General features: G+C 51.4%; 24 protein-coding genes, 16 tRNA genes and 1 rRNA gene (1 of these 41 running past the window's edge). 37 read left to right on the top strand and 4 right to left on the bottom strand.

Going from position 1 to position 24,709, the window contains the following annotated elements:
- The 27 genes from P0X86_RS28405 to P0X86_RS28275 form a co-directional block, all read left to right on the top strand.
- Positions 1 to 2,041, top strand: a 23S ribosomal RNA gene (locus P0X86_RS28405); it begins 1,007 nt to the left of the window's first position.
- Between the two features lie 158 nt (positions 2,042 to 2,199).
- Positions 2,200 to 2,275 (top strand) — tRNA-Asn (locus P0X86_RS28400).
- Positions 2,276 to 2,280: 5 nt separating this feature from the next.
- Positions 2,281 to 2,372 (top strand) — tRNA-Ser (locus P0X86_RS28395).
- Between the two features lie 16 nt (positions 2,373 to 2,388).
- A tRNA-Glu gene (locus P0X86_RS28390) sits at positions 2,389 to 2,463 on the top strand.
- A gap of 63 nt (positions 2,464 to 2,526) precedes the next feature.
- Positions 2,527 to 2,602 (top strand) — tRNA-Val (locus tag P0X86_RS28385).
- 34 nt (positions 2,603 to 2,636) lie between these two features.
- Positions 2,637 to 2,713, top strand: a tRNA-Met gene (locus tag P0X86_RS28380).
- A gap of 30 nt (positions 2,714 to 2,743) precedes the next feature.
- Positions 2,744 to 2,820, top strand: a tRNA-Asp gene (locus P0X86_RS28375).
- Positions 2,821 to 2,900: 80 nt separating this feature from the next.
- Positions 2,901 to 2,976 (top strand) — tRNA-Phe (locus P0X86_RS28370).
- A gap of 22 nt (positions 2,977 to 2,998) precedes the next feature.
- Positions 2,999 to 3,074, top strand: a tRNA-Thr gene (locus P0X86_RS28365).
- Positions 3,075 to 3,078: 4 nt separating this feature from the next.
- Positions 3,079 to 3,163 (top strand) — tRNA-Tyr (locus tag P0X86_RS28360).
- A 6-nt stretch (positions 3,164 to 3,169) separates the two neighbouring features.
- Positions 3,170 to 3,243 (top strand) — tRNA-Trp (locus P0X86_RS28355).
- A gap of 26 nt (positions 3,244 to 3,269) precedes the next feature.
- Positions 3,270 to 3,345 (top strand) — tRNA-His (locus P0X86_RS28350).
- A gap of 16 nt (positions 3,346 to 3,361) precedes the next feature.
- Positions 3,362 to 3,436 (top strand) — tRNA-Gln (locus P0X86_RS28345).
- A 14-nt stretch (positions 3,437 to 3,450) separates the two neighbouring features.
- Positions 3,451 to 3,525: transfer RNA gene (locus tag P0X86_RS28340), tRNA-Gly, on the top strand.
- 11 nt (positions 3,526 to 3,536) lie between these two features.
- Positions 3,537 to 3,610, top strand: a tRNA-Cys gene (locus P0X86_RS28335).
- A gap of 12 nt (positions 3,611 to 3,622) precedes the next feature.
- Positions 3,623 to 3,699 (top strand) — tRNA-Arg (locus P0X86_RS28330).
- An 8-nt stretch (positions 3,700 to 3,707) separates the two neighbouring features.
- A tRNA-Leu gene (locus tag P0X86_RS28325) sits at positions 3,708 to 3,787 on the top strand.
- 354 nt (positions 3,788 to 4,141) lie between these two features.
- Positions 4,142 to 4,441 (top strand): hypothetical protein, encoded by a 300-nt coding sequence (locus tag P0X86_RS28320; protein ID WP_009591410.1) that lies wholly within the window; start codon positions 4,142 to 4,144, stop codon positions 4,439 to 4,441.
- A gap of 74 nt (positions 4,442 to 4,515) precedes the next feature.
- The gene (locus P0X86_RS28315; RefSeq protein ID WP_009591432.1) at positions 4,516 to 5,193 is read left to right on the top strand and encodes a PspA/IM30 family protein; all 678 of its coding nucleotides are present in this window, start codon (positions 4,516 to 4,518) and stop codon (positions 5,191 to 5,193) included.
- 2 nt (positions 5,194 to 5,195) lie between these two features.
- Complete coding sequence (locus tag P0X86_RS28310; RefSeq protein ID WP_036665039.1) at positions 5,196 to 5,684, top strand: PspC domain-containing protein; 489 nt, start codon at positions 5,196 to 5,198, stop codon at positions 5,682 to 5,684.
- 1 nt (position 5,685) lies between these two features.
- Complete coding sequence (locus tag P0X86_RS28305; RefSeq protein ID WP_015737448.1) at positions 5,686 to 6,372, top strand: PspA/IM30 family protein; 687 nt, start codon at positions 5,686 to 5,688, stop codon at positions 6,370 to 6,372.
- A 169-nt stretch (positions 6,373 to 6,541) separates the two neighbouring features.
- Positions 6,542 to 7,186: a cell wall-active antibiotics response protein LiaF gene (gene liaF, locus P0X86_RS28300; RefSeq protein WP_192570579.1), complete on the top strand. Its 645-nt coding sequence runs from the start codon at positions 6,542 to 6,544 to the stop codon at positions 7,184 to 7,186.
- A gap of 42 nt (positions 7,187 to 7,228) precedes the next feature.
- Positions 7,229 to 8,302 (top strand): sensor histidine kinase, encoded by a 1,074-nt coding sequence (locus P0X86_RS28295; protein ID WP_015737447.1) that lies wholly within the window; start codon positions 7,229 to 7,231, stop codon positions 8,300 to 8,302.
- Positions 8,280 to 8,930: a response regulator gene (locus P0X86_RS28290; protein WP_036665042.1), complete on the top strand. Its 651-nt coding sequence runs from the start codon at positions 8,280 to 8,282 to the stop codon at positions 8,928 to 8,930. The genes P0X86_RS28295 and P0X86_RS28290 overlap by 23 nt, the downstream gene beginning before the upstream one ends.
- 297 nt (positions 8,931 to 9,227) lie before the next feature.
- Positions 9,228 to 10,058 (top strand): YwmB family TATA-box binding protein, encoded by an 831-nt coding sequence (locus P0X86_RS28285; RefSeq protein WP_277747046.1) that lies wholly within the window; start codon positions 9,228 to 9,230, stop codon positions 10,056 to 10,058.
- Between the two features lie 137 nt (positions 10,059 to 10,195).
- Positions 10,196 to 11,743, top strand: coding sequence for a glucose-6-phosphate dehydrogenase (gene zwf / locus P0X86_RS28280; protein ID WP_009591421.1), 1,548 nt, complete (start codon positions 10,196 to 10,198; stop codon positions 11,741 to 11,743).
- Positions 11,744 to 11,863: 120 nt separating this feature from the next.
- Positions 11,864 to 13,444, top strand: a complete 1,581-nt coding sequence (locus P0X86_RS28275) for a peptide chain release factor 3 (protein ID WP_036665046.1) — start codon at positions 11,864 to 11,866, stop codon at positions 13,442 to 13,444.
- An 82-nt stretch (positions 13,445 to 13,526) separates the two neighbouring features.
- On the opposite strand, the gene sspI is transcribed toward P0X86_RS28275, so the two are convergent.
- Positions 13,527 to 13,763, bottom strand: a complete 237-nt coding sequence (gene sspI, locus P0X86_RS28270) for a small acid-soluble spore protein SspI (protein WP_009591415.1) — start codon at positions 13,761 to 13,763, stop codon at positions 13,527 to 13,529.
- 141 nt (positions 13,764 to 13,904) lie between these two features.
- Between sspI and P0X86_RS28265 the strand changes: the two genes are divergently transcribed.
- The 6 genes from P0X86_RS28265 (at position 13,905) to yunB (ending at position 18,034) form a co-directional block, all read left to right on the top strand.
- On the top strand, positions 13,905 to 14,567 hold the full coding sequence (locus P0X86_RS28265) for a potassium channel family protein (protein WP_009591426.1): 663 nt from the start codon (positions 13,905 to 13,907) through the stop codon (positions 14,565 to 14,567).
- A 74-nt stretch (positions 14,568 to 14,641) separates the two neighbouring features.
- A complete protein-coding gene (locus P0X86_RS28260; protein ID WP_096776667.1) occupies positions 14,642 to 15,439 on the top strand; it encodes a TrmH family RNA methyltransferase in 798 nt (265 codons plus the stop codon).
- 120 nt (positions 15,440 to 15,559) lie between these two features.
- Positions 15,560 to 15,985 (top strand): DUF1801 domain-containing protein, encoded by a 426-nt coding sequence (locus P0X86_RS28255; RefSeq protein WP_096776666.1) that lies wholly within the window; start codon positions 15,560 to 15,562, stop codon positions 15,983 to 15,985.
- Between the two features lie 192 nt (positions 15,986 to 16,177).
- Positions 16,178 to 16,603, top strand: a complete 426-nt coding sequence (locus P0X86_RS28250; protein WP_096776665.1) for an SRPBCC family protein — start codon at positions 16,178 to 16,180, stop codon at positions 16,601 to 16,603.
- 3 nt (positions 16,604 to 16,606) lie between these two features.
- On the top strand, positions 16,607 to 16,960 hold the full coding sequence (locus tag P0X86_RS28245; RefSeq protein ID WP_277747045.1) for an ArsR/SmtB family transcription factor: 354 nt from the start codon (positions 16,607 to 16,609) through the stop codon (positions 16,958 to 16,960).
- Between the two features lie 111 nt (positions 16,961 to 17,071).
- Positions 17,072 to 18,034 carry a sporulation protein YunB gene (gene yunB / locus P0X86_RS28240; protein WP_277747044.1) on the top strand — a complete coding sequence of 321 codons (963 nt, stop codon included), beginning with the start codon at positions 17,072 to 17,074 and terminating at the stop codon, positions 18,032 to 18,034.
- 110 nt (positions 18,035 to 18,144) lie between these two features.
- Here the strand turns inward: yunB and P0X86_RS28235 are convergent, their stop codons facing one another.
- A complete protein-coding gene (locus tag P0X86_RS28235; RefSeq protein WP_096776662.1) occupies positions 18,145 to 19,227 on the bottom strand; it encodes a M23 family metallopeptidase in 1,083 nt (360 codons plus the stop codon).
- A gap of 222 nt (positions 19,228 to 19,449) precedes the next feature.
- Here P0X86_RS28235 and lipA point away from each other — a divergent pair, with 222 nt between their 5' ends.
- Complete coding sequence (gene lipA, locus P0X86_RS28230; protein ID WP_009591422.1) at positions 19,450 to 20,343, top strand: lipoyl synthase; 894 nt, start codon at positions 19,450 to 19,452, stop codon at positions 20,341 to 20,343.
- A 28-nt stretch (positions 20,344 to 20,371) separates the two neighbouring features.
- Entirely contained in the window at positions 20,372 to 20,911 is a 540-nt protein-coding gene (locus P0X86_RS28225) for a YutD family protein (RefSeq protein WP_277747043.1), read from the top strand.
- A gap of 120 nt (positions 20,912 to 21,031) precedes the next feature.
- Here the strand turns inward: P0X86_RS28225 and P0X86_RS28220 are convergent, their stop codons facing one another.
- Together P0X86_RS28220 and ylbJ are read right to left on the bottom strand one after the other, a co-directional pair.
- The gene (locus P0X86_RS28220) at positions 21,032 to 21,835 is read right to left on the bottom strand and encodes an NAD kinase (RefSeq protein ID WP_009591431.1); all 804 of its coding nucleotides are present in this window, start codon (positions 21,833 to 21,835) and stop codon (positions 21,032 to 21,034) included.
- A gap of 76 nt (positions 21,836 to 21,911) precedes the next feature.
- The gene (gene ylbJ, locus P0X86_RS28215; RefSeq protein ID WP_277747042.1) at positions 21,912 to 23,129 is read right to left on the bottom strand and encodes a sporulation integral membrane protein YlbJ; all 1,218 of its coding nucleotides are present in this window, start codon (positions 23,127 to 23,129) and stop codon (positions 21,912 to 21,914) included.
- Positions 23,130 to 23,519: 390 nt separating this feature from the next.
- Between ylbJ and P0X86_RS28210 the strand changes: the two genes are divergently transcribed.
- Together P0X86_RS28210 and P0X86_RS28205 are read left to right on the top strand one after the other, a co-directional pair.
- A complete protein-coding gene (locus P0X86_RS28210; protein ID WP_036671870.1) occupies positions 23,520 to 23,897 on the top strand; it encodes a globin domain-containing protein in 378 nt (125 codons plus the stop codon).
- A 57-nt stretch (positions 23,898 to 23,954) separates the two neighbouring features.
- Positions 23,955 to 24,650, top strand: a complete 696-nt coding sequence (locus tag P0X86_RS28205) for a DUF2225 domain-containing protein (RefSeq protein ID WP_277747041.1) — start codon at positions 23,955 to 23,957, stop codon at positions 24,648 to 24,650.
- Positions 24,651 to 24,709: the final 59 nt, after the last annotated feature.

Raw genomic sequence — 24,709 nt, 5'->3', positions numbered from 1 at the left:
AAGATCCATTGTCAAAAGGGAAACAGCCCAGACCATCAGCTAAGGTCCCCAAGTGTGTGTTAAGTGGGAAAGGATGTGGAGTTGCACAGACAACCAGGATGTTGGCTTAGAAGCAGCCACCATTTAAAGAGTGCGTAATAGCTCACTGGTCGAGTGACTCTGCGCCGAAAATGTAACGGGGCTAAACACACCACCGAAGCTATGGCTTGAATCGACTTCACTGCTTCTTTGAGGTAGTGAGACTGAGAGAAACATTTTTGTCAGGCTTGAGATGAAATCAAGAATGACCAAATGTTCTCAGGGGATAAACACACTTCGAAGGCGGAGTGAAGTCGATTCAGGGGTAGGGGAGCGTTGTATGTAGGTTGAAGGTGTACCGTAAGGAGCGCTGGACAGCATACAAGTGAGAATGCCGGTATGAGTAACGAAAAGATCAGTGAGAATCTGATCCGCCGAAAGCCCAAGGTTTCCTGAGGAAGGCTCGTCCGCTCAGGGTAAGTCGGGACCTAAGGTGAGGCCGAAAGGCGTAATCGAAGGACAACAGGTTGAAATTCCTGTACCACCGTAAACCGTTATGAACGATGGGGTGACGCAGGAGGGTAGTGACGCGGACTGATGGATGTCCGTCCAAGCAGTGAGGCTGATGTGTAGGCAAATCCGCACATCGATAAGGCTGGGCTGTGATGGGGAGTGAAAATTACAGTAGCGAAGGTCATGATCTCACACTGCCAAGAAAAGCCTCTAGTCAGGTGAAGGTGCCCGTACCGCAAACCGACACAGGTAGGCGAGAAGAGAATTCTAAGGCGCGCGGAAGAACTCTCGTTAAGGAACTCGGCAAAATGACCCCGTAACTTCGGGAGAAGGGGTGCCTCGGTAGGGTGAATAGCCCGAGGGGGCCGCAGTGAAAAGGCCCAAGCGACTGTTTAGCAAAAACACAGGTCTGTGCGAAGCCGTAAGGCGAAGTATACGGGCTGACGCCTGCCCGGTGCTGGAAGGTTAAGGGGAGCGGTTAGGGGTTAAACCCGAAGCTGTGAACCGAAGCCCCAGTAAACGGCGGCCGTAACTATAACGGTCCTAAGGTAGCGAAATTCCTTGTCAGGTAAATTCTGACCCGCACGAATGGCGTAACGACTTGGGCGCTGTCTCAACGAGAGATCCGGTGAAATTTTAATACCTGTGAAGATGCAGGTTACCCGCGACAAGACGGAAAGACCCCATGGAGCTTTACTGCAGCTTGATATTGGATTTGGGTACGATCTGTACAGGATAGGTGGGAGCCTTAGAAGCATGAGCGCCAGCTTGTGTGGAGGCGACGTTGGGATACCACCCTGATCGTATCTAGGTTCTAACCTGGTACCGTGATCCGGTACGGGGACAGTGTCAGGCGGGCAGTTTGACTGGGGCGGTCGCCTCCTAAAGAGTAACGGAGGCGCCCCAAGGTTCCCTCAGAATGGTTGGAAATCATTCGAAGAGTGCAAAGGCATAAGGGAGCTTGACTGCGAGACCTACAAGTCGAGCAGGGACGAAAGTCGGGCTTAGTGATCCGGTGGTACCGCATGGAAGGGCCATCGCTCAACGGATAAAAGCTACCCTGGGGATAACAGGCTTATCTCCCCCAAGAGTCCACATCGACGGGGAGGTTTGGCACCTCGATGTCGGCTCATCGCATCCTGGGGCTGAAGTAGGTCCCAAGGGTTGGGCTGTTCGCCCATTAAAGCGGTACGCGAGCTGGGTTCAGAACGTCGTGAGACAGTTCGGTCCCTATCTGTCGTGGGCGTAGGAAATTTGAGAGGAGCTGTCCTTAGTACGAGAGGACCGGGATGGACGTACCGCTGGTGCACCAGTTGTTCCGCCAGGAGCATGGCTGGGTAGCTACGTACGGACGGGATAAGCGCTGAAAGCATCTAAGCGTGAAGCCCCCCTCAAGATGAGATTTCCCAGTATGTAAGACCCCTTGAAGACGACGAGGTAGATAGGTTGGAGGTGGAAGTGCAGCAATGCATGGAGCTGACCAATACTAATCGGTCGAGGGCTTATCCAAAAAACACCCCAAAAAGTGAAGCAAAGCTTTGAAGCAGATGCCGAATACTTTTCGGGGACCCCGATACCACATCGGGTGAATGCTACGGATTCTAATGTGCTGCAAATATCGTTTCGTATCTAGTTTTCAGGTGATCAATCACTTGAATTGAATATTGTTCCCTGATAGCTCAGTTGGTAGAGCACTCGACTGTTAATCGAGTTGTCACAGGTTCGAGTCCTGTTCGGGGAGCCATTTATGGAGAGGTGTCCGAGTTGGCCGAAGGAGCACGATTGGAAATCGTGTAGGCGCCAAAAGCGTCTCGAGGGTTCGAATCCCTCTCTCTCCGCCACTATTATTTTAAGCAAGGCCCGTTGGTCAAGGGGTTAAGACACCTCCCTTTCACGGAGGTAACAGGGGTTCGAATCCCCTACGGGTCACCACTTTATTAAAAAAACACTTGCTTCTTATATCAGATTTTGTTATGATAAAAGTCGCTTTGTTACGGAGGCTTAGCTCAGCTGGGAGAGCATCTGCCTTACAAGCAGAGGGTCGGGGGTTCGATCCCCTCAGCCTCCACCATGATTTTTCACCATTGCAGCAACCCTTTTAATGACGCGGGGTGGAGCAGTTCGGTAGCTCGTCGGGCTCATAACCCGAAGGTCGTAGGTTCAAATCCTGCCCCCGCAACCAATTTATATCGCAATAGCGATAGTGCCTCGTGGAACTGTGGTGTAGAGGCCTAACATGCCTGCCTGTCACGCAGGAGATCGCGGGTTCGAATCCCGTCAGTTCCGCCATTTTTACAAGTTTCATAGATGACTTTGGGATGAGATGCGTATCCGATATGGGATTCGTCAAAGTCCGAAATGAGCTCTATGGCTCGGTAGCTCAGTCGGTAGAGCAGAGGACTGAAAATCCTCGTGTCGGCGGTTCGATTCCGTCCCGAGCCACCATGTACCTTTTATAATTTTATACGCCGGTGTAGCTCAATTGGTAGAGCAACTGACTTGTAATCAGTAGGTTGGGGGTTCAAGTCCTCTCGCCGGCACCATTCTGGAGGATTAGTGAAGTGGCTAAACACGGCAGACTGTAAATCTGCTCTCTTCGAGTTCGGTGGTTCGAATCCATCATCCTCCACCAGTTTTTAGGGGCATAGTTTAAAGGTAGAACAGCGGTCTCCAAAACCGTTAGTGTGGGTTCAATTCCTGCTGCCCCTGCCAATCGAATCAATTTATAGTACAATATGGCGGTCGTGGCGAAGTGGTTAACGCACCGGATTGTGGCTCCGGCACTCGGGGGTTCAATTCCCCTCGATCGCCCCATATTACAAAATCATATTGGGGATTAGCCAAGCGGTAAGGCAACGGACTTTGACTCCGTCATGCATAGGTTCGAATCCTATATCCCCAGCCATTGATTTTATGTTTGCGGACGTGGCTCAGCGGTAGAGCATCGCCTTGCCAAGGCGAGGGTCGCGGGTTCGATTCCCGTCGTCCGCTCCATTTTTATTTCTGGCGCCATAGCCAAGTGGTAAGGCACAGCTCTGCAAAAGCTTTATCCCCAGTTCGAATCTGGGTGGCGCCTCCATAACAACCATATGTGCCCTTAGCTCAGCTGGATAGAGCGTTTGACTACGAATCAAAAGGTCAGGAGTTCGAATCTCTTAGGGCACGCCATTGTGTAAGCCGGTGTGGCGGAATTGGCAGACGCGCGCGACTCAAAATCGTGAGGGAAACCGTGGGGGTTCGAGTCCCTTCACCGGCATCAATCAAAAGGAATGTAGACGATCAACGTCTGCATTCCTTTTTTTGTTGTCTCTCCATCGAAGCATCCACACGATAAGTCCACTCCCAATCGCAGCTGCTGAGAATCGTTCTCCTGTAGATCGACGTTCCTTCAATAAGTGAAACGGTAACAGGAGGGTGTTCGTTCTCGGATATAACGCAAAACCTGCAGACCAGTCCAGAGGTTGGACGTAGGTCTATAGGAAGCCCCGCCTTAGGTCTAGGTCCAAAAACCGTCCACAGGCCGTTTTAGTCAAACTCGAAATTACCTAGAATAGAGTCATAAGGTTGAACAAATGAAACAACGATCAAACAACAGAAAGGCGGTGTATAAATGAGGAATTCAAAAGGCAATGGAATGAGTATCCTGTTGATTGGTTTAGGGATCTTGGTTCTTCTGGGAGTATTCGGTCCTCTGCTTGGATGGTTGTTCAGTCTTCTAATTCCGATACTGATGGTTGCTTTGGGATATTACGGAATTCGAAGAGGCAATACCTTGATGGGATGGATCATTCTCGGTATCGGGATCATCTGGTTGATGGGTAAACTGTCTTGGCTGATCGGTCCGATCCTTGGTGTCATCTTAATCATCTACGGAGTGTCCCGATTGAAGAATGGAAGACCCCGTTATTGATAAGGAACCACTACATTATATAACCTGCATAAACAACAGATCAGATCATGATAGATGAGGAGGGCTAAGCCGATATGAGTGTTTTCCGGCGGATAAGAGACATAACCGTAGCAACATTGAATGAAAAGCTCGAGCAGAGCCAGGATCCGGTTCGATTGATCGACCAGTTCCTACATTCAACCAGACAGGATATTGCTGAGGCCGAGAAGCTGCAGCAGCAATGCCAAGTACATTCCAGACAGCTGAAACAGCAGGTGGATCAAGCGGAAACCATGCGATTTAAACGCGAAGAGCAGGCACTGCTTGCCTTGAAGGCCGGCGAAGAGCATCTTGCCAAGCTGGCATTGCAGGAGAAGTTGATTTATGAGGAAAAGATTGAACAGTATCAAGGCCTGTTATCCTCAAGCCTGGAGTCGTTGAAAGAAATCGAGGAGCAGCTCGGTGAGCTGCGGATGGAATATCAGACGGTCTACAGCAAACGCCAGTATTATGTTGCCCGAGTGGAAACCCTTCGTCTTCAGCAAAAAATGAATGAACGTACGGGGTCCTATGGCGGGGGGCATGATGTACCGAAGATGTTCAATCGCCTCGAGGACCGTATCAGCGACTGGGAACTGGAAGCCAGAAGCCTTCGCGATTTACGCCGCATGGGGCAGGAATACATGGATCAGGCTGGAGAATCCGTCTCCACGGTATTGGAAAAGGAACTTGCCCGCTTGAAGCAAAAGCTGAATAACAGCGGAAAGGAGTAACCATGACAAGATTGTACCGTTCCACCCGAGACAAGATGTTCACAGGGTTGATCGGCGGTATATCCGATCATTTCGGAGTCGAATCTACCCTACTTAGAATCATATTTGTAGTCAGTATCTTTTTCACAGGCGGTACAACGCTGTTGATCTATCTGATTGCAACCCTCGTCGTTCCTAAAGAGCCGTATTATCACGATCCGTACGGACCTCAAGGAAGACATGGCGGCGGATACCGTTACAACGACCATCCGGGCCCGGGGCCAGGCTACAACAGCTACAATGATGCTTATGGACGTCATCAAGGCTATCCTAACCCTAATGAGCATGGAAGCTTTGGTCCCAAATATGACCGTCCCAACGGCACAAGAACGAACGCGTCCACCGATTCCGATCTGGATGCGATGATGAAGGATATTGAAAGAAAAGCCATGCAAAAAGAAATCGAAGAATTGAAGAAAAAACTTTCGAACTATGAGAAGGGAGATAAATAACATGGGAGTATTTAAAAGAATTAAGGATATGACGAAAGCATCGGTGAACGAGCTGCTGGATAAAGTGGAGGATCCGATCGTAATGCTGAACCAGTACCTGCGCGACATGGAGGCAGAAATTCATGAAGCAGAGGTAACGGTTGCGAAGCAAATGGCAAATGAGCGTCGCATGAAGCAACGCGTCGATGAGGCTGTGAAGATGGCGGCACAACGTGAAGCTCAAGCGGAATTGGCTCTGAAAAACGGTCAAGAAGAAGTGGCTCGCAAGCTGCTTGAAGAAAAAATCTATTTCGATCAAAAAGAAACCGAGTACGTGGAACTGCACCTGCAATCCGAGGCTCAAGCGAAAGAGCTTGTTGCTCAGCTGCATGAAATGAAAGACGAGTTCTACAAAATGCGCAACAAGCGCAATGAGCTTGTAGCTCGCGCTCAAATGGCGAAAGCGAAGAAGCAAATGTCTCAAGTGAGCAGCCTGCATACCATTGAAAGCGGCAGTGCTTCGATGGGCTTCCACCGCATGGAAGAAAAAATCATGCAAATGGAAGCAGAAGCTGATGTGCTTCGCGCACCATACCGCCCTAACAACGCAGCATACACAAGCCCAGTGGATGCTGAGAAGCAACTGAAGGTGGATGAGCAGCTGCAAGCGTTGAAAAACAAAATGGGGAAATCCTCGAAATCCGAGTAATTCCTTAGCAAGTCAGCAAAATAAGAACAAAGCGTATTCGAATACCGTGTTCATATGATATGCTATACGAATGAGATTGTCGTATAGTACAGGCAAAGCCATACAGTGGGGAGCATCTCACTGATATGGCTTTTCCGAGCTTATATCTTGGTCATCAAGGAGGTGCGACATGGACAGAAACCGCTGGATAGCAGTAGGTTTAATCAGCTTGGGTTTTATTATGCTTTTCGGCCGATGGTTTGGTTTCTTCACCATTGTCGCCCTGTTGCTCATCTTCGCGGGCGTCCTTCAGATCAGGCAAGGCCATGTGAAGAAGGGGTACATTCTGCTCGGCGTCGGAGCCGTGCTGCTGCTGCTCGAGCATCTTATGTTGATTATTGGCGTCAGTTTGATATCGCTGGGGATTTTCTACGGCAAGTCCAAACGGGCCCATACCACGACCAGATATATTCAGAAGCAGAATTTTATGTCCAACTTTGACTGGGACCGTGCACCCTGGGTGATGCGCAGCTTGAGCGTGTGGCATGTGCTCGGGGAAGCGGATGTGGATCTGTCCCTGGCGCTTCCCGAAGAACGCCAAACGGTGCTCATGTTCCACGGAATGCTCGGTGATATCGATCTGATGATCCCGGACTATTACGGGGTGGAGATCGAAGCATTCATCTTGTTTGGATCGATTCATATGGACGACCGGAAGGAAACCGGCATATTGAACCGAGTGAAATATCAATCGCCCAATTATGACACCAGCGAATATAAAGTGAAATTTATCGTTTCTTATTTAGGCGGAGATTTGAATATAAGAATGACATAATAAACGTATTGTTTTGTGTAAACCATTCAGGAGGGTTGCCCCGTGGAAACGGAAAAGAAAGCAAATATCATTACCCGAAGTATGCGTGAGGGGACCCTTCTGGGATTGGTTGTCATGCTCGTTGTCCTTTATTTATTATATACATATGGTTATCTTCAACCGTTTGAGACGTGGAAGAACCGGATCGAGGCAGGCATAACCCTGGTATTGCTGCCGATCGGGCTGGGAGCGATTTATGGCTTCTTCCAGGGATACCGGGTAAAACGGCGGGTCGATCTCGTTAGGGAAACACTCGTGAACTGGGAAAAAGGGAGTCTGACTGACGTCATGCCGGACATCGGCGAAGACGAAGTGGGCCGGCTTGGAGAACAGCTGGTGAAGATCAGCAAGCGCTGGGAGGATCAGGTATCTTCCCTGCAGCGGTTATCCACGAACAATGCCCAGCTAGCCGAGCAGGCCAGGGTTACGGCGATCGTGGAAGAGAGACAGCGTCTGGCGCGCGAGCTCCATGATGCGGTTTCTCAGCAGCTGTTTGCCATCTCGATGACGGCAACAGCTGTGGGCAGGACGCTGGATAAGGATTTTGACAAAGCGCAGCGCCAGGTGGCTCTGATTGAGGAAATGTCGGCTGTGGCACAGTCCGAGATGAGGGCGCTACTCCTTCATCTGCGGCCGGTATATCTCGAAGGAAAAGCACTGGAACAGGGGCTGCGGGATTTGATCACGGAATTGCGGATCAAAGTGCCTATGGAAATTACGTTTGAGATGGACGATGACATACATTTGCTTAAAGGGATTGAAAATCATCTGTTCCGCATTATTCAGGAGGCCATGTCGAATACGCTTCGGCACTCGAAGGCGGAAAAAATGGACATCCGGATTCATCGCAGGCAAAACACCGTTCGGGTAATGCTGCGAGATGACGGGGTCGGGTTCGAACTGGACGACAAGAAACAGACTTCCTACGGTCTTTCGACCATGCAGGAACGGGTGACGGAAATCGGCGGCTCGTTACAATTCATCACGGCCCCGGGTAAAGGGACGCGGATTGAGATTATCGTGCCGCTCATAAACGAAGAACGCAAACGGGGGGATGGAGATGGAAGCACCGATTAAGGTACTGCTGGTGGATGATCATGAGATGGTGCGGATCGGCTTGGCTGCCGTGCTTGGCACAGAAGACGGCATTGAGGTGGTAGGCGAAGCGGGCAGCGGCGAGGAAGGCATACGTCTGGCGCAGGAATATCATCCTGACGTGGTGCTGATGGATCTGGTCATGGATGGGATGGACGGCATTGAGACCACGCGGGAGCTGATGAAGCAATTTCCGAATCTTAAGGTGATCGTACTGACCAGCTATCTGGACGATGAGAAGATGTATCCGGTCATTGAAGCAGGCGCGTTCAGTTATCTGCTGAAGACCTCCCGGGCTTCCGAGGTCGCCGATGCTATACGTGCGGCCGCACGGGGCCAGTCGGTTCTGGAGTCCCAGGTCGCTTCGAAGATGATGAATCGTTTCCGCCATCCGCAAAATGAAGCACCCGCGCATAATGACCTGACGGACCGGGAGATGGAAGTGCTGCGATTGCTGGCACAGGGCAAATCCAATCAGGACATTGCCGATGATTTGATTATAGGCATCAAAACCGTGAAGTTTCACGTGACTAATATTTTGGGCAAGCTGGGGGTAGAGGATCGGACCCAAGCTGCCATCTACGCTTATAAAAATGGGCTGGCTGAGTAAGGAGTGCCGGCTCTTTTTTTATGTTTATGAACGTGAAATAAACAGTTTTGAGATGCCGAGCGCGGTTCTAAACAGATCCGTGATGCGATGCGTTCGGGTATCAACATATCCATGTAAACAATGATAGGCAGGCTTAAAGACTCCCCAATCGGGAGGCTTTTTTTATTTAGGTAAGGGGAAGGGAGATTATTAAAACGGTAATAGCAGGATCATTTTATATGGCGAGGTATAAATCTGCAGTGAGCCGGCCATCCTTTTACTAGATTGATAGATTCGTACGAGGAGGCTTGGCTGACGATGCGTAAGATGCGTTTACAGCTGATTGTGATGATGTTGTTGCTGTGCGGGGCAGCAGGGATGATGGCGGGTTTTGCGGGAACAACGGAACGCAATGGGGAGGAATCGGTTCCGCAAACGGCAGAGGCGTCAGTTTGGAAGGGAACGGCGAATGGAGCATCAGGAGCAGGGACTACAGCCGAAAGCAATTTGGAGCTTCTTGCAGCCCTTGGACAGGAACATATGGACCCTTCCGCGCTCCTCACGGTAAAAATTCAAGGCGAAATGATAAATTCGATTTCTAAGGATCAAGCTAAGACAGCAGCCGAAGAATTGGCTCGGGCAATAGGGCTTTCCGGCAGTACCTCGAACGAGCTTCAAGGAAATGACGTTTTCCAAGCGGAAGGCGATCGATCGGGCGTCTCCGTGCATTTGGATTGGGCCCTCACGAAGCAAGGCCATAGTTATGTCAGAGTCATGCTTGTCGGAGAGGCGGCAGCCCAGGCCCGGGAAATGATGAGCCTTCAGCAGCATGTTCAAGAACGAATGGAGCAAGCAGGCATACCGAATACGTGGAATGCGTCCATTCAAGGATATGCAACGAAGTCAGGCAGCGTGGATGGAACGATGGCTCAAGTAGAAGAGGCCGTAGCCCGAAAGCTTCCGCTTCGTTCCGTTGAGGATTATGCGGATGTTACAACGATCAGCCGATCTTATCAGGCGCCTTCGCTGGGGACTTTTGTGAAGAGCGGCGACACGCCGATTCATATGCAGATCGCGGTGCATGAAGATTCGGTGAAGAAAAGCAGTAGAATAACGATCGGATTTCCCGTCATTACAATAGAATATTGAAAATAATATCTGAAACTCCGATGAAAAAATACGGAATGAGATAGCATACTTGAAATGAATATGCTAAAATGTCATCACATCGAGTTAAGTGCCGATGCATAAAAATACACTATAATTCATAGAAAGAATGAGGAGCCATGGCTGAAAATCAAAATCTAGATACAATGAAGACACCGGGAGCTGTATTTTTCATCTTTGGAGCGACTGGTGATTTGGCAAGACGTAAGTTGTTTCCGGCGATCTACAGTCTTTATCGTGAAGGAAAACTGGATGAGGATTTTGCTGTAATCGGCGTGGCGCGGCGTCCGCGCACCCAAGAGGAGTTTCGGGAGGACGTGTATCGTTCGATTCAGGAATTCTGCCGGTATAGTTCGGAACAGGATAGTGAATGGAATGCATTTGCACAGCATTTTGAATATAAATCTTTAGATATCAACAATATTGACGGTTTCCGTGAGCTCCGCGAACAAACGGAGCAATTGGAAACGAAATTTAATATACCGGGCAACCGCTTGTTCTATCTTGCGCTTGCACCGGAATTGTTCGGCAGCGTATCGTTCAACCTGATGAAGGGCGGCATGCTTGACGGAGAGGGCTGGAACCGTCTTGTGATCGAGAAGCCGTTCGGCTACGATCTGGAGTCCGCTGCCAAGCTGAACGAAGAGATCCGTAAAGTGTTCAAGGAAGAGGAGATCTATCGGATCGACCATTACCTCGGGAAGGAAATGGTGCAGAACATCGAGGTTATCCGTTTTGCGAATGCTTTCTTCGAGCCGCTGTGGAACAACAAGCATATTGCCAACATCCAAATTACGCTTGGTGAAACGGTTGGCGTCGAGGAGCGCGGGGGTTATTACGACCATGCGGGCGCACTCAGGGATATGGGTCAAAACCATATGCTGCAGCTGCTGACCATGATTGCCATGGAGCCGCCTAGCCGTCTGCTCGCAGAAGATATTCGCGACGAGAAGGTGAAGGTGCTTCGCTCCCTGCGTCCATATGCCTCAAACGAAGAAGTCAAGAACAACGTGGTTCGCGGTCAGTATACGAGCGGTTCCGCAGGCGGCAAAGATCTGCCGGCTTACCGTGAAGAGGACAAGGTAAATCCGGAATCCAATACGGAAACCTATTTTGCGGCCAGAGTCTTCGTGGATAATTTCCGCTGGGCGGGCGTACCGTTCTATATCCGCACGGGCAAACGCCTTCCGGTTAAGACGACCGAGGTGGTCGTAGAGTTCAAACGGATGCCAACCAACGTATACTTGGGCCAGAAGCATTCCCTGGAGCCTAACCTGCTCGTTATCCGGGTCAACCCGATGGAAGGCATCTACGTAAAGATCAACGCGAAGAAGCCGGGCTCCGAGTCCGAGATCGCTCCGGTTGCGATGGACTTCTGCCAAAGCTGCATCGTGGGCATTAACTCTCCTGAAGCGTATGAGCGTCTGCTGCATGATGCCGCCCGCGGGGATTCCACCTACTTTACGCGTTGGGACGAAGTGGCTTCCGCTTGGTCCTTCGTGGATCGCATCGCTAGCGCTTGGAGAGAGAACCAGGGCGAGCTGGAATCGTATCCTGCCGGCTCCTGGGGACCTGACAAAGCGGATGAGCTGTTGAAGGAAGACGGCTTCCACTGGTGGCCGGTTAACGGTCAGCTTGAGGATAACGTCGTGTGGTTGAAAAAATAGAAGATTAGCTAAAATTTATGCGATAAAAATCATCCTCATGCGCACGGCGCATGGGGATGATTTGCGTATGAATTGTGGTACAATGATATACATGACTTTAGTTACGAAGGGATAAGTGAAATGGCAAAGCTAATAGATGAACTGCAGCAGGAAGTGGATAAGCGTCGCACGTTCGCGATTATTTCCCACCCTGACGCCGGTAAGACGACGCTGACCGAGAAGCTGCTCTTGTTCGGGGGCGCCATTCGTCTGGCCGGATCGGTTAAAGCTCGTAAAGCGAGCAAGCATGCAACGAGTGACTGGATGGAGATCGAGAAGCAGCGGGGAATCTCCGTCACGTCGTCCGTGATGCAATTTGATTATTTAGGGCATCGGATTAATATATTGGATACGCCGGGTCACCAAGACTTCAGTGAGGATACCTATCGTACGTTGACGGCTGCCGACAGCGCCGTCATGTTGATTGACGTAGCCAAAGGGGTCGAGGCCCAGACCATCAAGCTGTTTCAGGTCTGCGCGAAGCGGGGCATTCCGATCTTCACCTTCATCAACAAACTCGACCGCGAAGGACGCAGTCCGTTTGACCTGATGGAAGAGCTTGAGCAGGTGCTGGGCATCCGCTCCGTACCGATGAATTGGCCGATCGGTTCCGGCCGCGACCTGTGCGGCGTGTACGACCGGGTGAAGAATCAGGTGGAATTGTTCCAAGGGGACGACCATTCCACGATTAAAGTGCAGAAGGTCGAAGGGTATGAAGATCCGCTCATCCGCGAAATGGCTGGCGATTATCTGCATGACCAGTTATGTCAGGATCTGGAGCTGCTGGATGTTGCCGGCGACCCGTTTGATCTGGAGAAAGTGATGCAGGGGCAGTTAACGCCTGTATTTTTCGGCAGTGCGATCAACAATTTCGGCGTCCAGACCTTTCTTGAAAACTTCCTCCAGCTTGCGCCGAAGCCGGAGCCGCGCCGCAGCACGGAAGGCGTGGTGGAACCGACCGATGAGAAATTCTCCGGTTACGTATTTAAGATCCAAGCCAACATGAATCCGGCTCACCGGGACCGCATCGCTTTCCTTCGAATCGTATCGGGCAAGTTCGAACGCGGTATGAGCGTGAAGCATGTGCGGGTAGGCAAGGAAATCAAGCTGGCGCAGCCGCAGCAATTTTTGGCGCAGGATCGAGATATTGTGCAGGAGGCATACCCTGGCGATATTATCGGTCTGTTTGACCCGGGGATTTTCCGGATCGGGGATTCCCTCAGCCAAGGACGCGAGGTTGTATTCGACGAGCTTCCGACGTTTTCCCCGGAGATCTTTGCCAAAGTAACCGTGAAGAATGCGCTGAAGCATAAGCAATATCAGAAGGGGATTGACCAATTGACGGAAGAGGGGACCATTCAGGTATTCCGCACCGTTAGCTTCGACGAGACCATTCTCGGGGTGGTCGGCCAGCTCCAGTTCGAAGTGTTCGAGTATCGGATGAAGGGGGAGTACGGCGTCGATGTCCAGCTGCAACGGATGCCGTATCAGTTCGCCCGCTGGCTCGTGGACGACAACATTGATCCGTCCAAGTTCCGGATTAACTCGACCCTGGTGAAAGACAAGAAGGATAATTATGTCGTTCTCTTCGAAAATGAGTATGCAATGAGAACCGCCATAGACAAGAACCCAACCGCCAAGTTTCTTGAGACCGCTCCGTAAGCGATGGCATAAATATGCAGTATAAAGAACAATCCCCTCAGCTTGAAGGCTGAGGGGATTGTTCTTTTTGTTGAGCGCGGGATTATCCCTGAAGATTGCCAGGCGTAACGGTTTTCAAATGGTCGTGAAGGGAAGAGACAAGGGTATTTTGCTGGGCAGCATCCATGTCTTTCCACATCATTTCAAACATCACGCCGAGTCCCGGCAGGGCGGCTTCAGGCCCGTCAACGGAACCCTCGATCATGGAGCGCAGCTCTTCTTCGTCCTGATTGTGGACTTTATGAATGACGGCTTGCCTTAGATCTAACAATATGGACATCGAAATGTTCCTCCTTGTTATATAAGGGTCATTGTGTAATGTGCCCGTTCCAGGGGAGTTACATTCAAGTATTCTGGACAGTATGATATACTGTTATCATTGATGATTAAGGATCGACCTAGGCTCGTGGGGGGTATATAAATGGCTAAGAAGCAGTACGCAGTAATCGGTATGGGGCGTTTTGGCACAAGCGTTGCCAAGGAATTGAGCAGCATGGGATTTGACGTATTAGCCGTTGATGCGAGCGAACAGCGTATTCAGGAAACTGCCAGCATGGTCACGCATGCCGTTTCGGCGGATTCGACCGATGAAGAGGCGCTCCGGGCGCTCGGCATTCGGAATTTCGATGTGGTTGTCGTGGCTATCGGGGAGGATATTCAATCCAGCATTTTGACGACGCTGATTCTGAAGGATCTTGGCGTACCGGCTATTATCGTAAAAGCGAAGAATGAGCTGCACGGAAAAGTGCTTAACAAAATCGGCGCGGACAAGGTGATTTTCCCAGAGCGGGACATGGGGCTTCGGGTTGCCCACCATCTGGTCTCGCCGAATATTCTGGACTATATCGATTTGTCGGACGACTACAGCATTATGGAGATGCTGGCTACTGGCGAGCTGATTGGCCACAATCTGAGAGAGCTGGATATTCGCGCACGATTCGGGTGCAATGTCATGGCGATTCGAAGCGATGCGGACATGAACATTTCGCCGAGTCCGGATGACCGGATTGAGGAAGGCGATGTGCTAGTCATCGTCGGACATAAGAATGACTTAACGAAGCTGGAGCTAGCTTATCCCAAATAAAGCCGTCAGCTTCGGATACCGGGCCGAACCCGGGCTCTGATGAGTATATATGTAAAAGAACGGATGGATTAACAATGGAGATATTATCGCCGCAGAACGCCAGAGTGAAGGGCTGGGCACAGCTGCAGGAGAAAAAACACCGGGACAAGCAGAACAAGTATGTGGTGGAAGGCATCCATCTCGTACAGGAAGCCCTGTCATCCGGCGCGGACATCGAGTGCGTGGCTTATGACGTGGATAAGGGCATCCCCCAAGAGCTTCGTCATATTACGGATACAGGACAAGGTGCCGAATGGATCGGCGTATCCCATGCCGTCATATCGAAGGTCAGCGATACGCCGTCGCCGCAGCAGGTGTTTGCCGTCATTCGCAAGGAAGCGCGGCAATGGCAGGACCTGATCCTGCGCGAGAACGGTTTGGTCGTTGTTCTCGACGGTCTCCAGGATCCGGGCAATGTGGGAACCATCATACGAAGCGCCGATGCCGTAGGGGCTGCCGGCGTGGTCCTGGGGCGAGGCTGTGCGGATTTGTACAATCCTAAGACACTTCGCTCTACCATGGGATCCCTGTTCCATCTGCCGGTGCTGGAGGGTGATCTGCTGAGCATCCTGCCGGAAGCCAGGGAACGGGGAGCCAGATTGGTGACCACCATGCTGGAAGGACAGCGCTCATGCTTCGAGTACGACTTCAAAGGGACAAGCTGGATCGTCATCGGCAGCGAAGGACGCGGCGTCTCGCCTGAGGTCGCGGCACTCGTGGACGATGCCATCCGTATCCCCATGCCGGGGCGTGCCGAATCGCTGAATGCGGCTATGGCCGCTTCCGTATTGATGTACGAGGCTTTAAGGCAGAGGGAGTATGCTGATCTATAAAGACAGAATTGGCCCAATTAGGCGGGGAATGATTAGATAACATTGCTGATCATAACCGGCCTTTTTTATTCTTGACTGGGATGGTCATAATAACAGGCGTGTTCGAAAGGAGTTAAACCCGTGTACGAGCAAAAAACAAAAGAAACGGATCACAGCGTGGTGGAGTTTATCGAGCAAGTGGATTCGCCGAAAAAACGGGAGGATGCCTATCGTTTGCTGGAGATTTTTGAAGAAACGAGCGGGTATTCGGCCAAAATGTGGGGACCCAGCATCATTGGTTTCGGCTCCTACCATTACCGTTACGCTTCCGGCCATGAGGGAGATGCGCCGTTTGTAGGATTCTCGCCGCGAAAAGCGAAGATCAGCCTGTATTTTGCGCCAGGCGATGATCAGCGGGAGGAGCTGCTGACGAATTTCGGCAAGCATACGGCAGGGAAAGGCTGCGTGTACATTAATAAAGTGGCGGACATTGAAGTTGAGGTGCTGAAGCAGCTGATTCGCGAATCGATCGCGTTCCTGAAAAAGACTTACCCGGATCAACCCTAACGTGAGGTAGAGTTAAGTGCGGTGTGCCGGCAAGGTCTCTGTTTTGAGCCGATTAGTCGGCTGATTGACCTAAGGGTGATGACGAACAGGTGAATATTGGGGTTTGACGTAAAACCATTTGGTGTCCTATAATGCATGAAGGGAAACCAAATGGTTTCATAATTTCAAGTTTAAGCGAGGGATGAAACTGATATGGACAACGCAACAAACGGCAAGCTGCCGGATATTCGTCATACTCTTGTGCTGAAAGCGCCCATCGAGAAGGTGTGGAAAGCCGTAGCCACAGCTGAAGGGATTTCGGCGTGGTTTATGCCTAATAATTTTGAACCGGTGGAAGGGTTCGAGTTTCAATTGAATGCCGGCCCCTTCGGAAACTCACCATGCAAGGTGACGCTTATTGATGAACCTAACCGGTTGTCTTTTAACTGGGGCAAGGATTGGAGCGTTACGTTCGAACTGGTGGAGCAGGGAGACCATACGGAATTCACGCTCATCCACGGCGGATGGACAGCGGATCAAGTAACCGAGTTCGGGGAAGCGCATGACATCGTTCGAGGCCGCATGGACAACGGCTGGGCTGGCATTGTCCAGAAGCTTGCGGGATACGTCGAGGCGTAACCGATGTCGCAGGCCGCTCCGAAGCATGATGTCTACCAAGCCATCGCAGATCCGACTCGCCGTAAGCTGCTCGGCTTGTTAAGCGATAAGGAAATGCCGGTTAAGGAAATTACGGGACATTTCTCCATGACGCGAACCGCCGTGTCCAAGCATCTCCGTATTTTGGAGGAAGCCGGTCTGGTGCAGGACCGCAAGGTGGGACGCGAGACCCGCTATCGCCTGCAAGCAGAGCCGCTTAAGGAATTGAAGGATTGGCTGTCTTATTTCGACCGCTTCTGGGAGAACAAACTGTCGATGCTGAAATACTACGTGGAAGATCAAGAAGACGATCCAAAGGACGCTAAGGAAGAAGAGTGAGGATAAGCCATCCTTGCTCTTCTTTTTTTGCCGTTTGTCCGCATACCTTCTATACAGGAGAGCTTGCCATGGTGAACATGCTCCTCGGGGCGTAAATAGGGGGGACCAAGCATGAGACGAAAGAGATGGGGAAGCAGGCGTTTGGCCTTTCCGTCGCTGTCGTGGCCTAAACCAAGGAGAGCTTACAAACCACCGCGCAGAGGCTTTCGGCCCGTACCGCAGAGCCGGGGGCGTCATCAGGCTGCCAAACGGCGAAGCACAAAAAAATGGTGGCTGATCGGCGCTCTGCTCCTTGTGTTTGGGATCGTTGAGTTTTTTATGTATATCGAGCAGAATCTGCGGCCGCCGATCATGCATTTAGCCCAAATCCGGGTTAAGCAGATCGCTACCGAAGCCATCAATAACGCGATCACCTCCCAGGTGACGCAGGGCAAGGATTTTGATAATCTGGTCAACTGGAAAACGGACAGCTCGGGCAAAGTGACCGGATTCATGCTGAATTATGCCGAGCATTTAAAAATCACGTCCCATACGACGCAGGTCGTGCAGAGCACGCTGGACGAAATCCATAAGCGCAAAGAGCAGATTCCGCTGGGACAGGTGTTAAAAAGCCCGATCATCGCTTCATTCGGTCCGCAAATACCTTTAAAGATCGAACCCCAAGGAGCGGTAAAGGTTCAGCTGGATACGAGGCAGCAGGGGGCCGGCATCAATATGATCCTGGTGGAGGTGTTCGTCCACATCGTGACGGAGGTAGCGGTAGTCGTTCCTTTTGACATGGAGCCGCAAATCGTGGAAACCGATATTCCGATCTCGTATCTGCTCGTGGTAGGCGATGTGCCGATGTATTATTACGACGGCCAAGGAAAGGCGGTCGGCGAGAATAAGGCAAGCGCACCGAGCATCGCGATACCGCCACCGGTAACGGACGAGAACACCCATGACGGGCAGCAGGAGATTCCGCCTTCAACGACGCCGGACCCTCCTGCCCAGGGATCGACGACGCCTCTTGTGCCTACGCCGGGCGGCGCCGACATATCAGGGCATACGGAGGGAAGCGGAACAGGCGAGTAAAACGCTCATTCGCTCATTCTCAAACCGTATTGTGTACGTGCAGGATGGATTGGCCGTCTATGTGACATGAGGGTATGCCCTTAAAGGAAAAACGCGCCCCTGGTTTGAATTCAGGAGCGCGTTTTTTTCTTCGAGCGTTTTTCTTCCAGTTCCCAGTGCTTCAGCAGCGGGTAAGGATCGAAAGCCCATTCGGTCAATCCGGTGTCCCGGTAGATGCCGTAATGCAGGTGCGGCGGGAATTTGCCCTGGGTTCCCGGCTTGCCGTAGCCGGAACTGCCGACCCAGCCGAGGGTTTGACCCGGCGTAACGACATCCCCGAGCGAAATCCCTTTATCAAACCCCTGCAGATGGGCGTAATAATGGTAATGATTGTTCAAATCCCGGATGCCGATGCGCCAGCCGCCGTATTTATTCCAGCCTTTAATTTCGACGACGCCGTAACAGGTGCTTCGAACGGGGACTCCGTATGAAGCAAACAAATCCGTTCCTTCGTGAACCCTTTTGCCTCCCCAGTTGCGTCCCATCCCAAAGGTGCTTCGGTAGGAATAGTTGCTTTTGACGGGAAGGGGAAACGCATGGTCGAACAGGTCCAGCTTCCCGAAGGTCTCGTACAGTTTGGCATACTGCATGATGCGCTGTACGGCCCGCGTGTTCTGGTAGTATGACCATAGGCCGATGCTGAAATCATCAGCGGCATGCCCATAAGGGGAAAGTCTTGTCGCAACGGTGTAGAGCAAGTCGATATCATTATTAGGGTCTGCCTTGCCATCCCCGTCCCCATCGAGCCCGATCCCGGAGAACACGCTGATCGACGTGGGATTCACATCTTCCTGATTGGGATTCAACGGGCCAGCCCATCGGGTGGAAGGGATAAAGATACCTAGGGTGCGGTCCGGATGCTTTCGATCCTTGGGATGAACCCGGGTCAGCGTTCGTTCATACTGGTCAATGGCCGCTAGGCGGTGCCAAGGAATTTGGGTAACCGTGGAAACCTGATCGTATAAAGATTTCCGGTCCGCAAAATTCGCTGCAGCATCCGTTGCTTTAGCCGAATCGTCAGCCGCGCTGACCGCCATGGAGGCGGATGCGGACGCAGGCCCGCACATGCAGCAGGCAGCCATCAAAGCAGCCATGACTGCAGCCGTGGACCGATACATGATGCCCTTTGCGCGCAATGGTTGTAAAATCCTCATATTGTCCTTCTCCTCCCTTTTTCGATAGTCGTAATTAAGGACGGACAGTCATGCCTACCTGTAGGGTGAATCGAAACAAGGATTTTTATCCATGCCGCAACTAGATTAATCTCATATCGATGCGAAACAAGTAATATGATGGTTTTCATGATATAATATGGGACAGCAAACGATGGGGTATGTCTTGAGTTACATCATTACATTCGAAAGAAGGTTTTTTCTTTGTCTAAAACCAAACAGCCAAAACCTGACTGGATTCGAATCAAGCTGACTACTGGCGATAATTATAAAGAAATCAAAAGCATGATGCGATCCAAAACACTTCATACGGTGTGTGAAGAGGCTCGCTGTCCAAATATTTACGAATGCTGGGCTAACCGTACGGCAACCTTCATGATTCTGGGTGACATTTGTACCCGCGCTTGCCGATTCTGCGCAGTGAATACGGGGCTTCCAACGGAGCTGGACCTGCAGGAACCGGAACGGGTAGCGGAGGCGGCCGAGCAAATGAACCTGCGCCACTGCGTGGTAACAAGCGTGGCAAGGGATGATCTGAAGGATGGCGGTGCCTACATATTCGCTGAAACCGTCAAAGCCATTCGCCGACGCCTGCCGCTGTGCTCGGTGGAAGTGCTGATCCCGGATTTCATGGGAGACGAAGAATCGCTGAAAATCGTGATGGACGTAAAGCCGGATATTCTGAACCACAACATTGAGACGGTGGAGCGTATGTCCGATCGCGTACGTGCCAAAGCCAAGTATTCCCGCTCATTGCAGCTGCTGAAGAATGCCAAGGCGATGCAGCCTGACATTCCGACCAAATCCAGCATCATGCTGGGCGTCGGGGAGCAATGGCATGAAATTCTGGAGGCGATGGACGACTTGCGTTCGGTGGGATGCGACATCATGACGATCGGCCAATACCTGCAGCCTTCGCCGAAACATCTGAATGTTGAAAAATACTACACGCCGGAAGAGTTTGCGATCTTGAAGGAAGAAGGAATGAAGCGCGGATTCAGCCACGTGGAGTCCGGTCCTCTTGTGCGCAGCTCCTATCATGCACACGAGCAAGTGAAGTCTGCGGAACGCAACAAGGAAGAGACGGTGCAGTCTTAACCTATTGGAAAGGCAGGGGAAGCTTTCAATGATCGTTATCGGAAACAAAAGCTATGAAGTGTTAAAGGACCATCGAAACGGCTGGAATCTGGAAGCTTTCCGGGAGCGGTACAGCGAGGTGCTGGACCGCTATGATTACATCGTGGGAGACTGGGGTTACAATCAGCTTCGGCTTAAAGGCTTCTATCGGGACAATCATCCCAAGGCTGCCAAGGATTCAACCTTTTCCAGCATGTCCGATTACATTAACGAATATTGCAATTTTGGCTGTGCTCACTTTGTGCTTCAGAAAACGAAGGAGCAGAAGGAAACGAAAGAGCATGCCTCCAATACGAAAGAGCCTGTAGAGGTTCGAGAAACATCCCCTAAGGATAACCGGGCTGAGGGGGAAGCACAGGGAAGCAAGGAAGCCCAAGAGGGTTCAAAACCGGGCAAGGAGCACAAGGACCAGCGCGAGCGGCGCGAAGGCAAGGATTCAAGACGCGAGCCGCGCGAAGCCAAGGCCCCTAAGGAGAAGGATGCAAAGCCTTCCAAGGAGCCTCATGTGCCCTCAGAGCAGCCGCAATAAACAAAGAACGGTCACCTGTATTTTGGCAGGTAGACCGTTCTTTTTTTCGGATATTGGTAAGGAAAGACTTCGTGAAGCGTTGGCCCTCCTGGTAAACGTAAGAAAGAGGTCCTCTTCATATTAACCAAGGAATGCATCGCGGACGCGGTTCCAGAACGGAAACGGCCGATAACGTGCGAAACTGACCTGCTGCTCCGCCACCTGACAGCGCACGGATACGAGGTCGTCAATCGAGATATTAACGTGATCGATGGTAAGCAGCAAACGCTGTTCTTTTCGCGAGAATATATCACAATGATGATGCTTGGGCAGAAGCAGCGGCGAGCCCAGCGTACGGAAAATCCGGTTGTTAATCGAGGCGATTTCCGCAATCTGAAGGGCATCGATCGAGGGATGAACCATCGCCCCGCCGACACTCTTGTTATACGCCGTGCTGCCGGACGGCGTGGATACGCAAATGCCGTCTCCCCTGAACATCTCAAAGGTCACGTCGTTGATGTCAATCTGCGCGACAACGGTACCGTCAACGCCTTTGAGCGTAAATTCGTTTAAGGCAATGTAAGAGGACGTTCCTGATTTCTTATGGATTTCCAGTTGAACCAGGGGATACTTGACGAGGCGCGGCTTCACGTTGCCGTGTTCGCCTTCTCCGCTCATATGATCAATTAGCTCCGTCAGTTCATCCGCCTTCCAGTCAGCATAGAATCCCAAGTGGCCCGTATGGACGCCGACGAAGGCGAGGTCGGGAATACGGTCTATAAACGTATGGAAGGCGTGCAGCATCGTACCGTCTCCACCGATCGAGACCACAATCTCCGGAGATTCTGCATCCAGCACAAACCCCCGCTGTTCCGCCAGCTTGTGAAACTGCTGGGTCAGCTCGACAGACAATGGGTCACCGCGGTCCAGAACATAATATCTCAAGTTGATAAGCTCCTTTGTAAGGTTATATAAAGATGATAATCAATCTTGGAGAAGAACACAATGTTCACCTTGGGAATTAGCGGAATTTCTGCTGCAGTCCTCGAAGGATCTGAATAAACAACGCAACTGCAATCAGGAAACCGAGCAGGATGCAGAAAGCCGCCATAATATGGGTATACCCGTTTAGGGCGGAATCCGAAACAGACGGCACCGCCAGCGTCGGTATCGAAGACCCCATGACGCTTCTCCACAACAGCAACACGGCGGTGGCCGCAATAATGCCGTGGATCAGCCTGGCTACGACAAACGGAAAATACCTAAGGTTGGTAGAGTTCAGGATGCTGATGATCTGGGCATGAACGGACAGGCCGCCCCAAGACAAGATAAAGGCAGCCGCGGCCGCTTTGTATGGCAGAGGAATAGCGGCACCCGCTTCCCCGGCATAGCGTGCGCCCAGCGTCACTTCAAACAGTCCCCCCACGATGGCAGTGGATAAGGATTCGGGCATGCCAACGAGGGATAACAGCAAGCTGATGACCTCCGTTAGCGCGGGCATGACGCCGGCCCGGGTCCAGAGTTCAAGAAACACGGAGAAGAAAACCACAAGACCGCCGACAACGATAATCAGCTGAAGCGATGATTGAATCGCTTGTCTTAGCAGCGTGCCGAGATCACGGCCGTCCTGCTCCCGCGCAGCATGCATGGCCTGAAAGGCGGACTTGAGCCGGCTTGTCTTCGTTTGGGACAGGAGGAGCGAATCGGTTAATGTATTGGACTCGCGCTTGCCATGAAATCTCATTAACAGTCCTACCAGGAACCCTCCGCCATAGTGGGCCAGGGCCAGTATGAGACCTATTTTGGGATCGTGAAAGAAGCCGATGGATACCGCTCCGATCAGAAATATGGGATCCGAGGAGGTGGTAAAGGCAACAAGCCGTTCACCTTCCTCCCGATTTACCATTTTTTGCTCCCACAATTTGGCGGTTAATTTGGCACCGACGGGGTAACCTGAAACATATCCCATCGCGGCCACGAATCCCCCTGCGCCCGGAATTCGGAACAACGGTCGCATCATGGGGTCCAGGAGCGTGCCGATCAGATGCACCACGCCAAACCCCAGCAGCACCTCTGAAATGACAAAGAACGGGAACAGGGATGGAAACAGCACGTCCCACCATATCGCCAGGCCGCGGAGTGCGGATTGGAGCGCCGCTTCGGGAAACAAAGCCATCAGGACAATTACGCTGATCAGAGCCGATACGAGCATGAGCCAGCCCATTTTTTTCATGGTCATATAAGGAATACGCCCCCTGGCATCGTTGTGAATGATAGAATATGGTCCGATATTTAAAATCTATGCAGCATATAGGACAAACAGTATAAAAAACATGAGAAAGCGGTTACATTTGTGCTTTATTTTCGGGGATATTGTGCTATAATAAAAACCATCAAAGCACATTGGATGGAGTGATGATCATGAGCATAGTCGCAGGTATCCTGGTATGCGCCTTCGTTTATGTTATACGTGCTTCTCTCGTCCAGAGTGAAGAGGACTGGCGCAGTTATTAATAAGTTCTAAAAGGTGCTAACCATCGCTTAGCGCCTTTTTTTGTTGTTTTTTGCTATAATGGACAGGTACATCCAATCGAAAGCGAATCATAAACAGATGGGAGAATTAGCGGATATGAATCCGAACTTAAGCATCTATGATAACCTCGGGGGTGCCGAGGGTGTACGATCGCTCGTCGAAGCTTTTTATCCGAGAGTGCAGCAAAATGAGCTGCTTTCGCCATTGTTTCCGGAAGATATCATGCCGGTGATGGAGAAGCAATATATGTTTTTGAGCCAGTTTTTCGGAGGGCCGGCCTTGTTCTCGGAAGCGTTCGGACATCCGATGATGCGGGCCAGGCACATGAAATTCCCGATTACCGACCGTCATGCCGAAGAATGGCTTGGCTGCATGGCCGGAGCCTTAATCGAAATCGGCGTGGAGGATGATTTACGTGATTTTGTGCTGCAGCGTCTTTCGGGTCCCGCCCACCATTTCGTGAATACTCCGTAGTGCCTTAGATCTAGAAACGGACAGGAATTAGACGCGAATGAAGGGATGGCGAATGGCGTGAAATTGGAACCCTTGTATTCCATCAAGGTGGTTTGTGCGCACTGTGAGCATGAATACTTAACGTCCAGGGTGAGACCGAGCTTTAAGAAGGCATACCGTACGGATACGGATTTCTGCGCTTACTACAAATCGGAGAACCCCGATTTTTACGTGGTGCGGATTTGCCCCGAATGCGGTTTTGCTTCGACGGAAAACTCGACCCTGAAATTGAATGAACGGCAGAAGACGCTCTTCTATGAACAGGTCGGATGCCGCTGGGAGAAGAGGGATATGGGCGGTCCGCGCGACCTGGAGGATGCTCTGGAGTCGTACAAGCTGGCTCTCCTCTGCGCCCAGGTGATCGGGGAGCGGGATCGCATCGTGGCCAGCCTGCTGCACCATATCGCTTGGCTGTACCGGTATCAGGGCAACGAGGATCAAGAGAAGCGGTTTTTGAGCTACAGCCTGGAATCTTATATCCGGGTGTTTGAGCTGGAAGGGGTAGGGGCCAATGATGCCCGTCTGCTGTACCTGATCGGAGAGATTCATCGCCGGCTGGGACAGTTCCAGGAGGCGGTTCAGTGGTTCTCCAGAGTGGTCCAGGACGAGAAGATCATGGATGCTGCCATGATCCGAGCCTCCAGAGAGCAGTGGAAGCTGATAGCCGAACAGATCCGGGAGCAGAAGAACGCGGCGATTCCGGCGGAGTCTTAAATGCAAACAGCCCGCTGAACGGTGGGCCAGCAGGCTGTTGATTTGCAATTTGCAGCAAT

Origin of the sequence: Paenibacillus sp. BR1-192 (genome assembly GCF_029542445.1) — a bacterium.
In the GTDB taxonomy this organism is placed as follows: Bacteria; Bacillota; Bacilli; order Paenibacillales; family Paenibacillaceae; genus Paenibacillus_AQ; species Paenibacillus_AQ lautus_A.
This window is presented reverse-complemented; position numbering and strand designations above follow the sequence as displayed.

Coding starts and splice junctions, on each gene's coding strand:
- P0X86_RS28320 (WP_009591410.1), top strand. CDS start 4,142: ATGAGGAATTCAAAAGGCAATGGAATGAGTATCCTGTTGATTGGTTTA.
- P0X86_RS28315 (WP_009591432.1), top strand. CDS start 4,516: ATGAGTGTTTTCCGGCGGATAAGAGACATAACCGTAGCAACATTGAAT.
- P0X86_RS28310 (WP_036665039.1), top strand. CDS start 5,196: ATGACAAGATTGTACCGTTCCACCCGAGACAAGATGTTCACAGGGTTG.
- P0X86_RS28305 (WP_015737448.1), top strand. CDS start 5,686: ATGGGAGTATTTAAAAGAATTAAGGATATGACGAAAGCATCGGTGAAC.
- liaF (WP_192570579.1), top strand. CDS start 6,542: ATGGACAGAAACCGCTGGATAGCAGTAGGTTTAATCAGCTTGGGTTTT.
- P0X86_RS28290 (WP_036665042.1), top strand. CDS start 8,280: ATGGAGATGGAAGCACCGATTAAGGTACTGCTGGTGGATGATCATGAG.
- P0X86_RS28285 (WP_277747046.1), top strand. CDS start 9,228: ATGCGTAAGATGCGTTTACAGCTGATTGTGATGATGTTGTTGCTGTGC.
- zwf (WP_009591421.1), top strand. CDS start 10,196: ATGGCTGAAAATCAAAATCTAGATACAATGAAGACACCGGGAGCTGTA.
- P0X86_RS28275 (WP_036665046.1), top strand. CDS start 11,864: ATGGCAAAGCTAATAGATGAACTGCAGCAGGAAGTGGATAAGCGTCGC.
- sspI (WP_009591415.1), bottom strand. CDS start 13,763: ATGTCCATATTGTTAGATCTAAGGCAAGCCGTCATTCATAAAGTCCAC.
- P0X86_RS28265 (WP_009591426.1), top strand. CDS start 13,905: ATGGCTAAGAAGCAGTACGCAGTAATCGGTATGGGGCGTTTTGGCACA.
- P0X86_RS28260 (WP_096776667.1), top strand. CDS start 14,642: ATGGAGATATTATCGCCGCAGAACGCCAGAGTGAAGGGCTGGGCACAG.
- P0X86_RS28250 (WP_096776665.1), top strand. CDS start 16,178: ATGGACAACGCAACAAACGGCAAGCTGCCGGATATTCGTCATACTCTT.
- P0X86_RS28245 (WP_277747045.1), top strand. CDS start 16,607: ATGTCGCAGGCCGCTCCGAAGCATGATGTCTACCAAGCCATCGCAGAT.
- yunB (WP_277747044.1), top strand. CDS start 17,072: ATGAGACGAAAGAGATGGGGAAGCAGGCGTTTGGCCTTTCCGTCGCTG.
- P0X86_RS28235 (WP_096776662.1), bottom strand. CDS start 19,227: ATGAGGATTTTACAACCATTGCGCGCAAAGGGCATCATGTATCGGTCC.
- P0X86_RS28225 (WP_277747043.1), top strand. CDS start 20,372: ATGATCGTTATCGGAAACAAAAGCTATGAAGTGTTAAAGGACCATCGA.
- ylbJ (WP_277747042.1), bottom strand. CDS start 23,129: ATGACCATGAAAAAAATGGGCTGGCTCATGCTCGTATCGGCTCTGATC.
- P0X86_RS28210 (WP_036671870.1), top strand. CDS start 23,520: ATGAATCCGAACTTAAGCATCTATGATAACCTCGGGGGTGCCGAGGGT.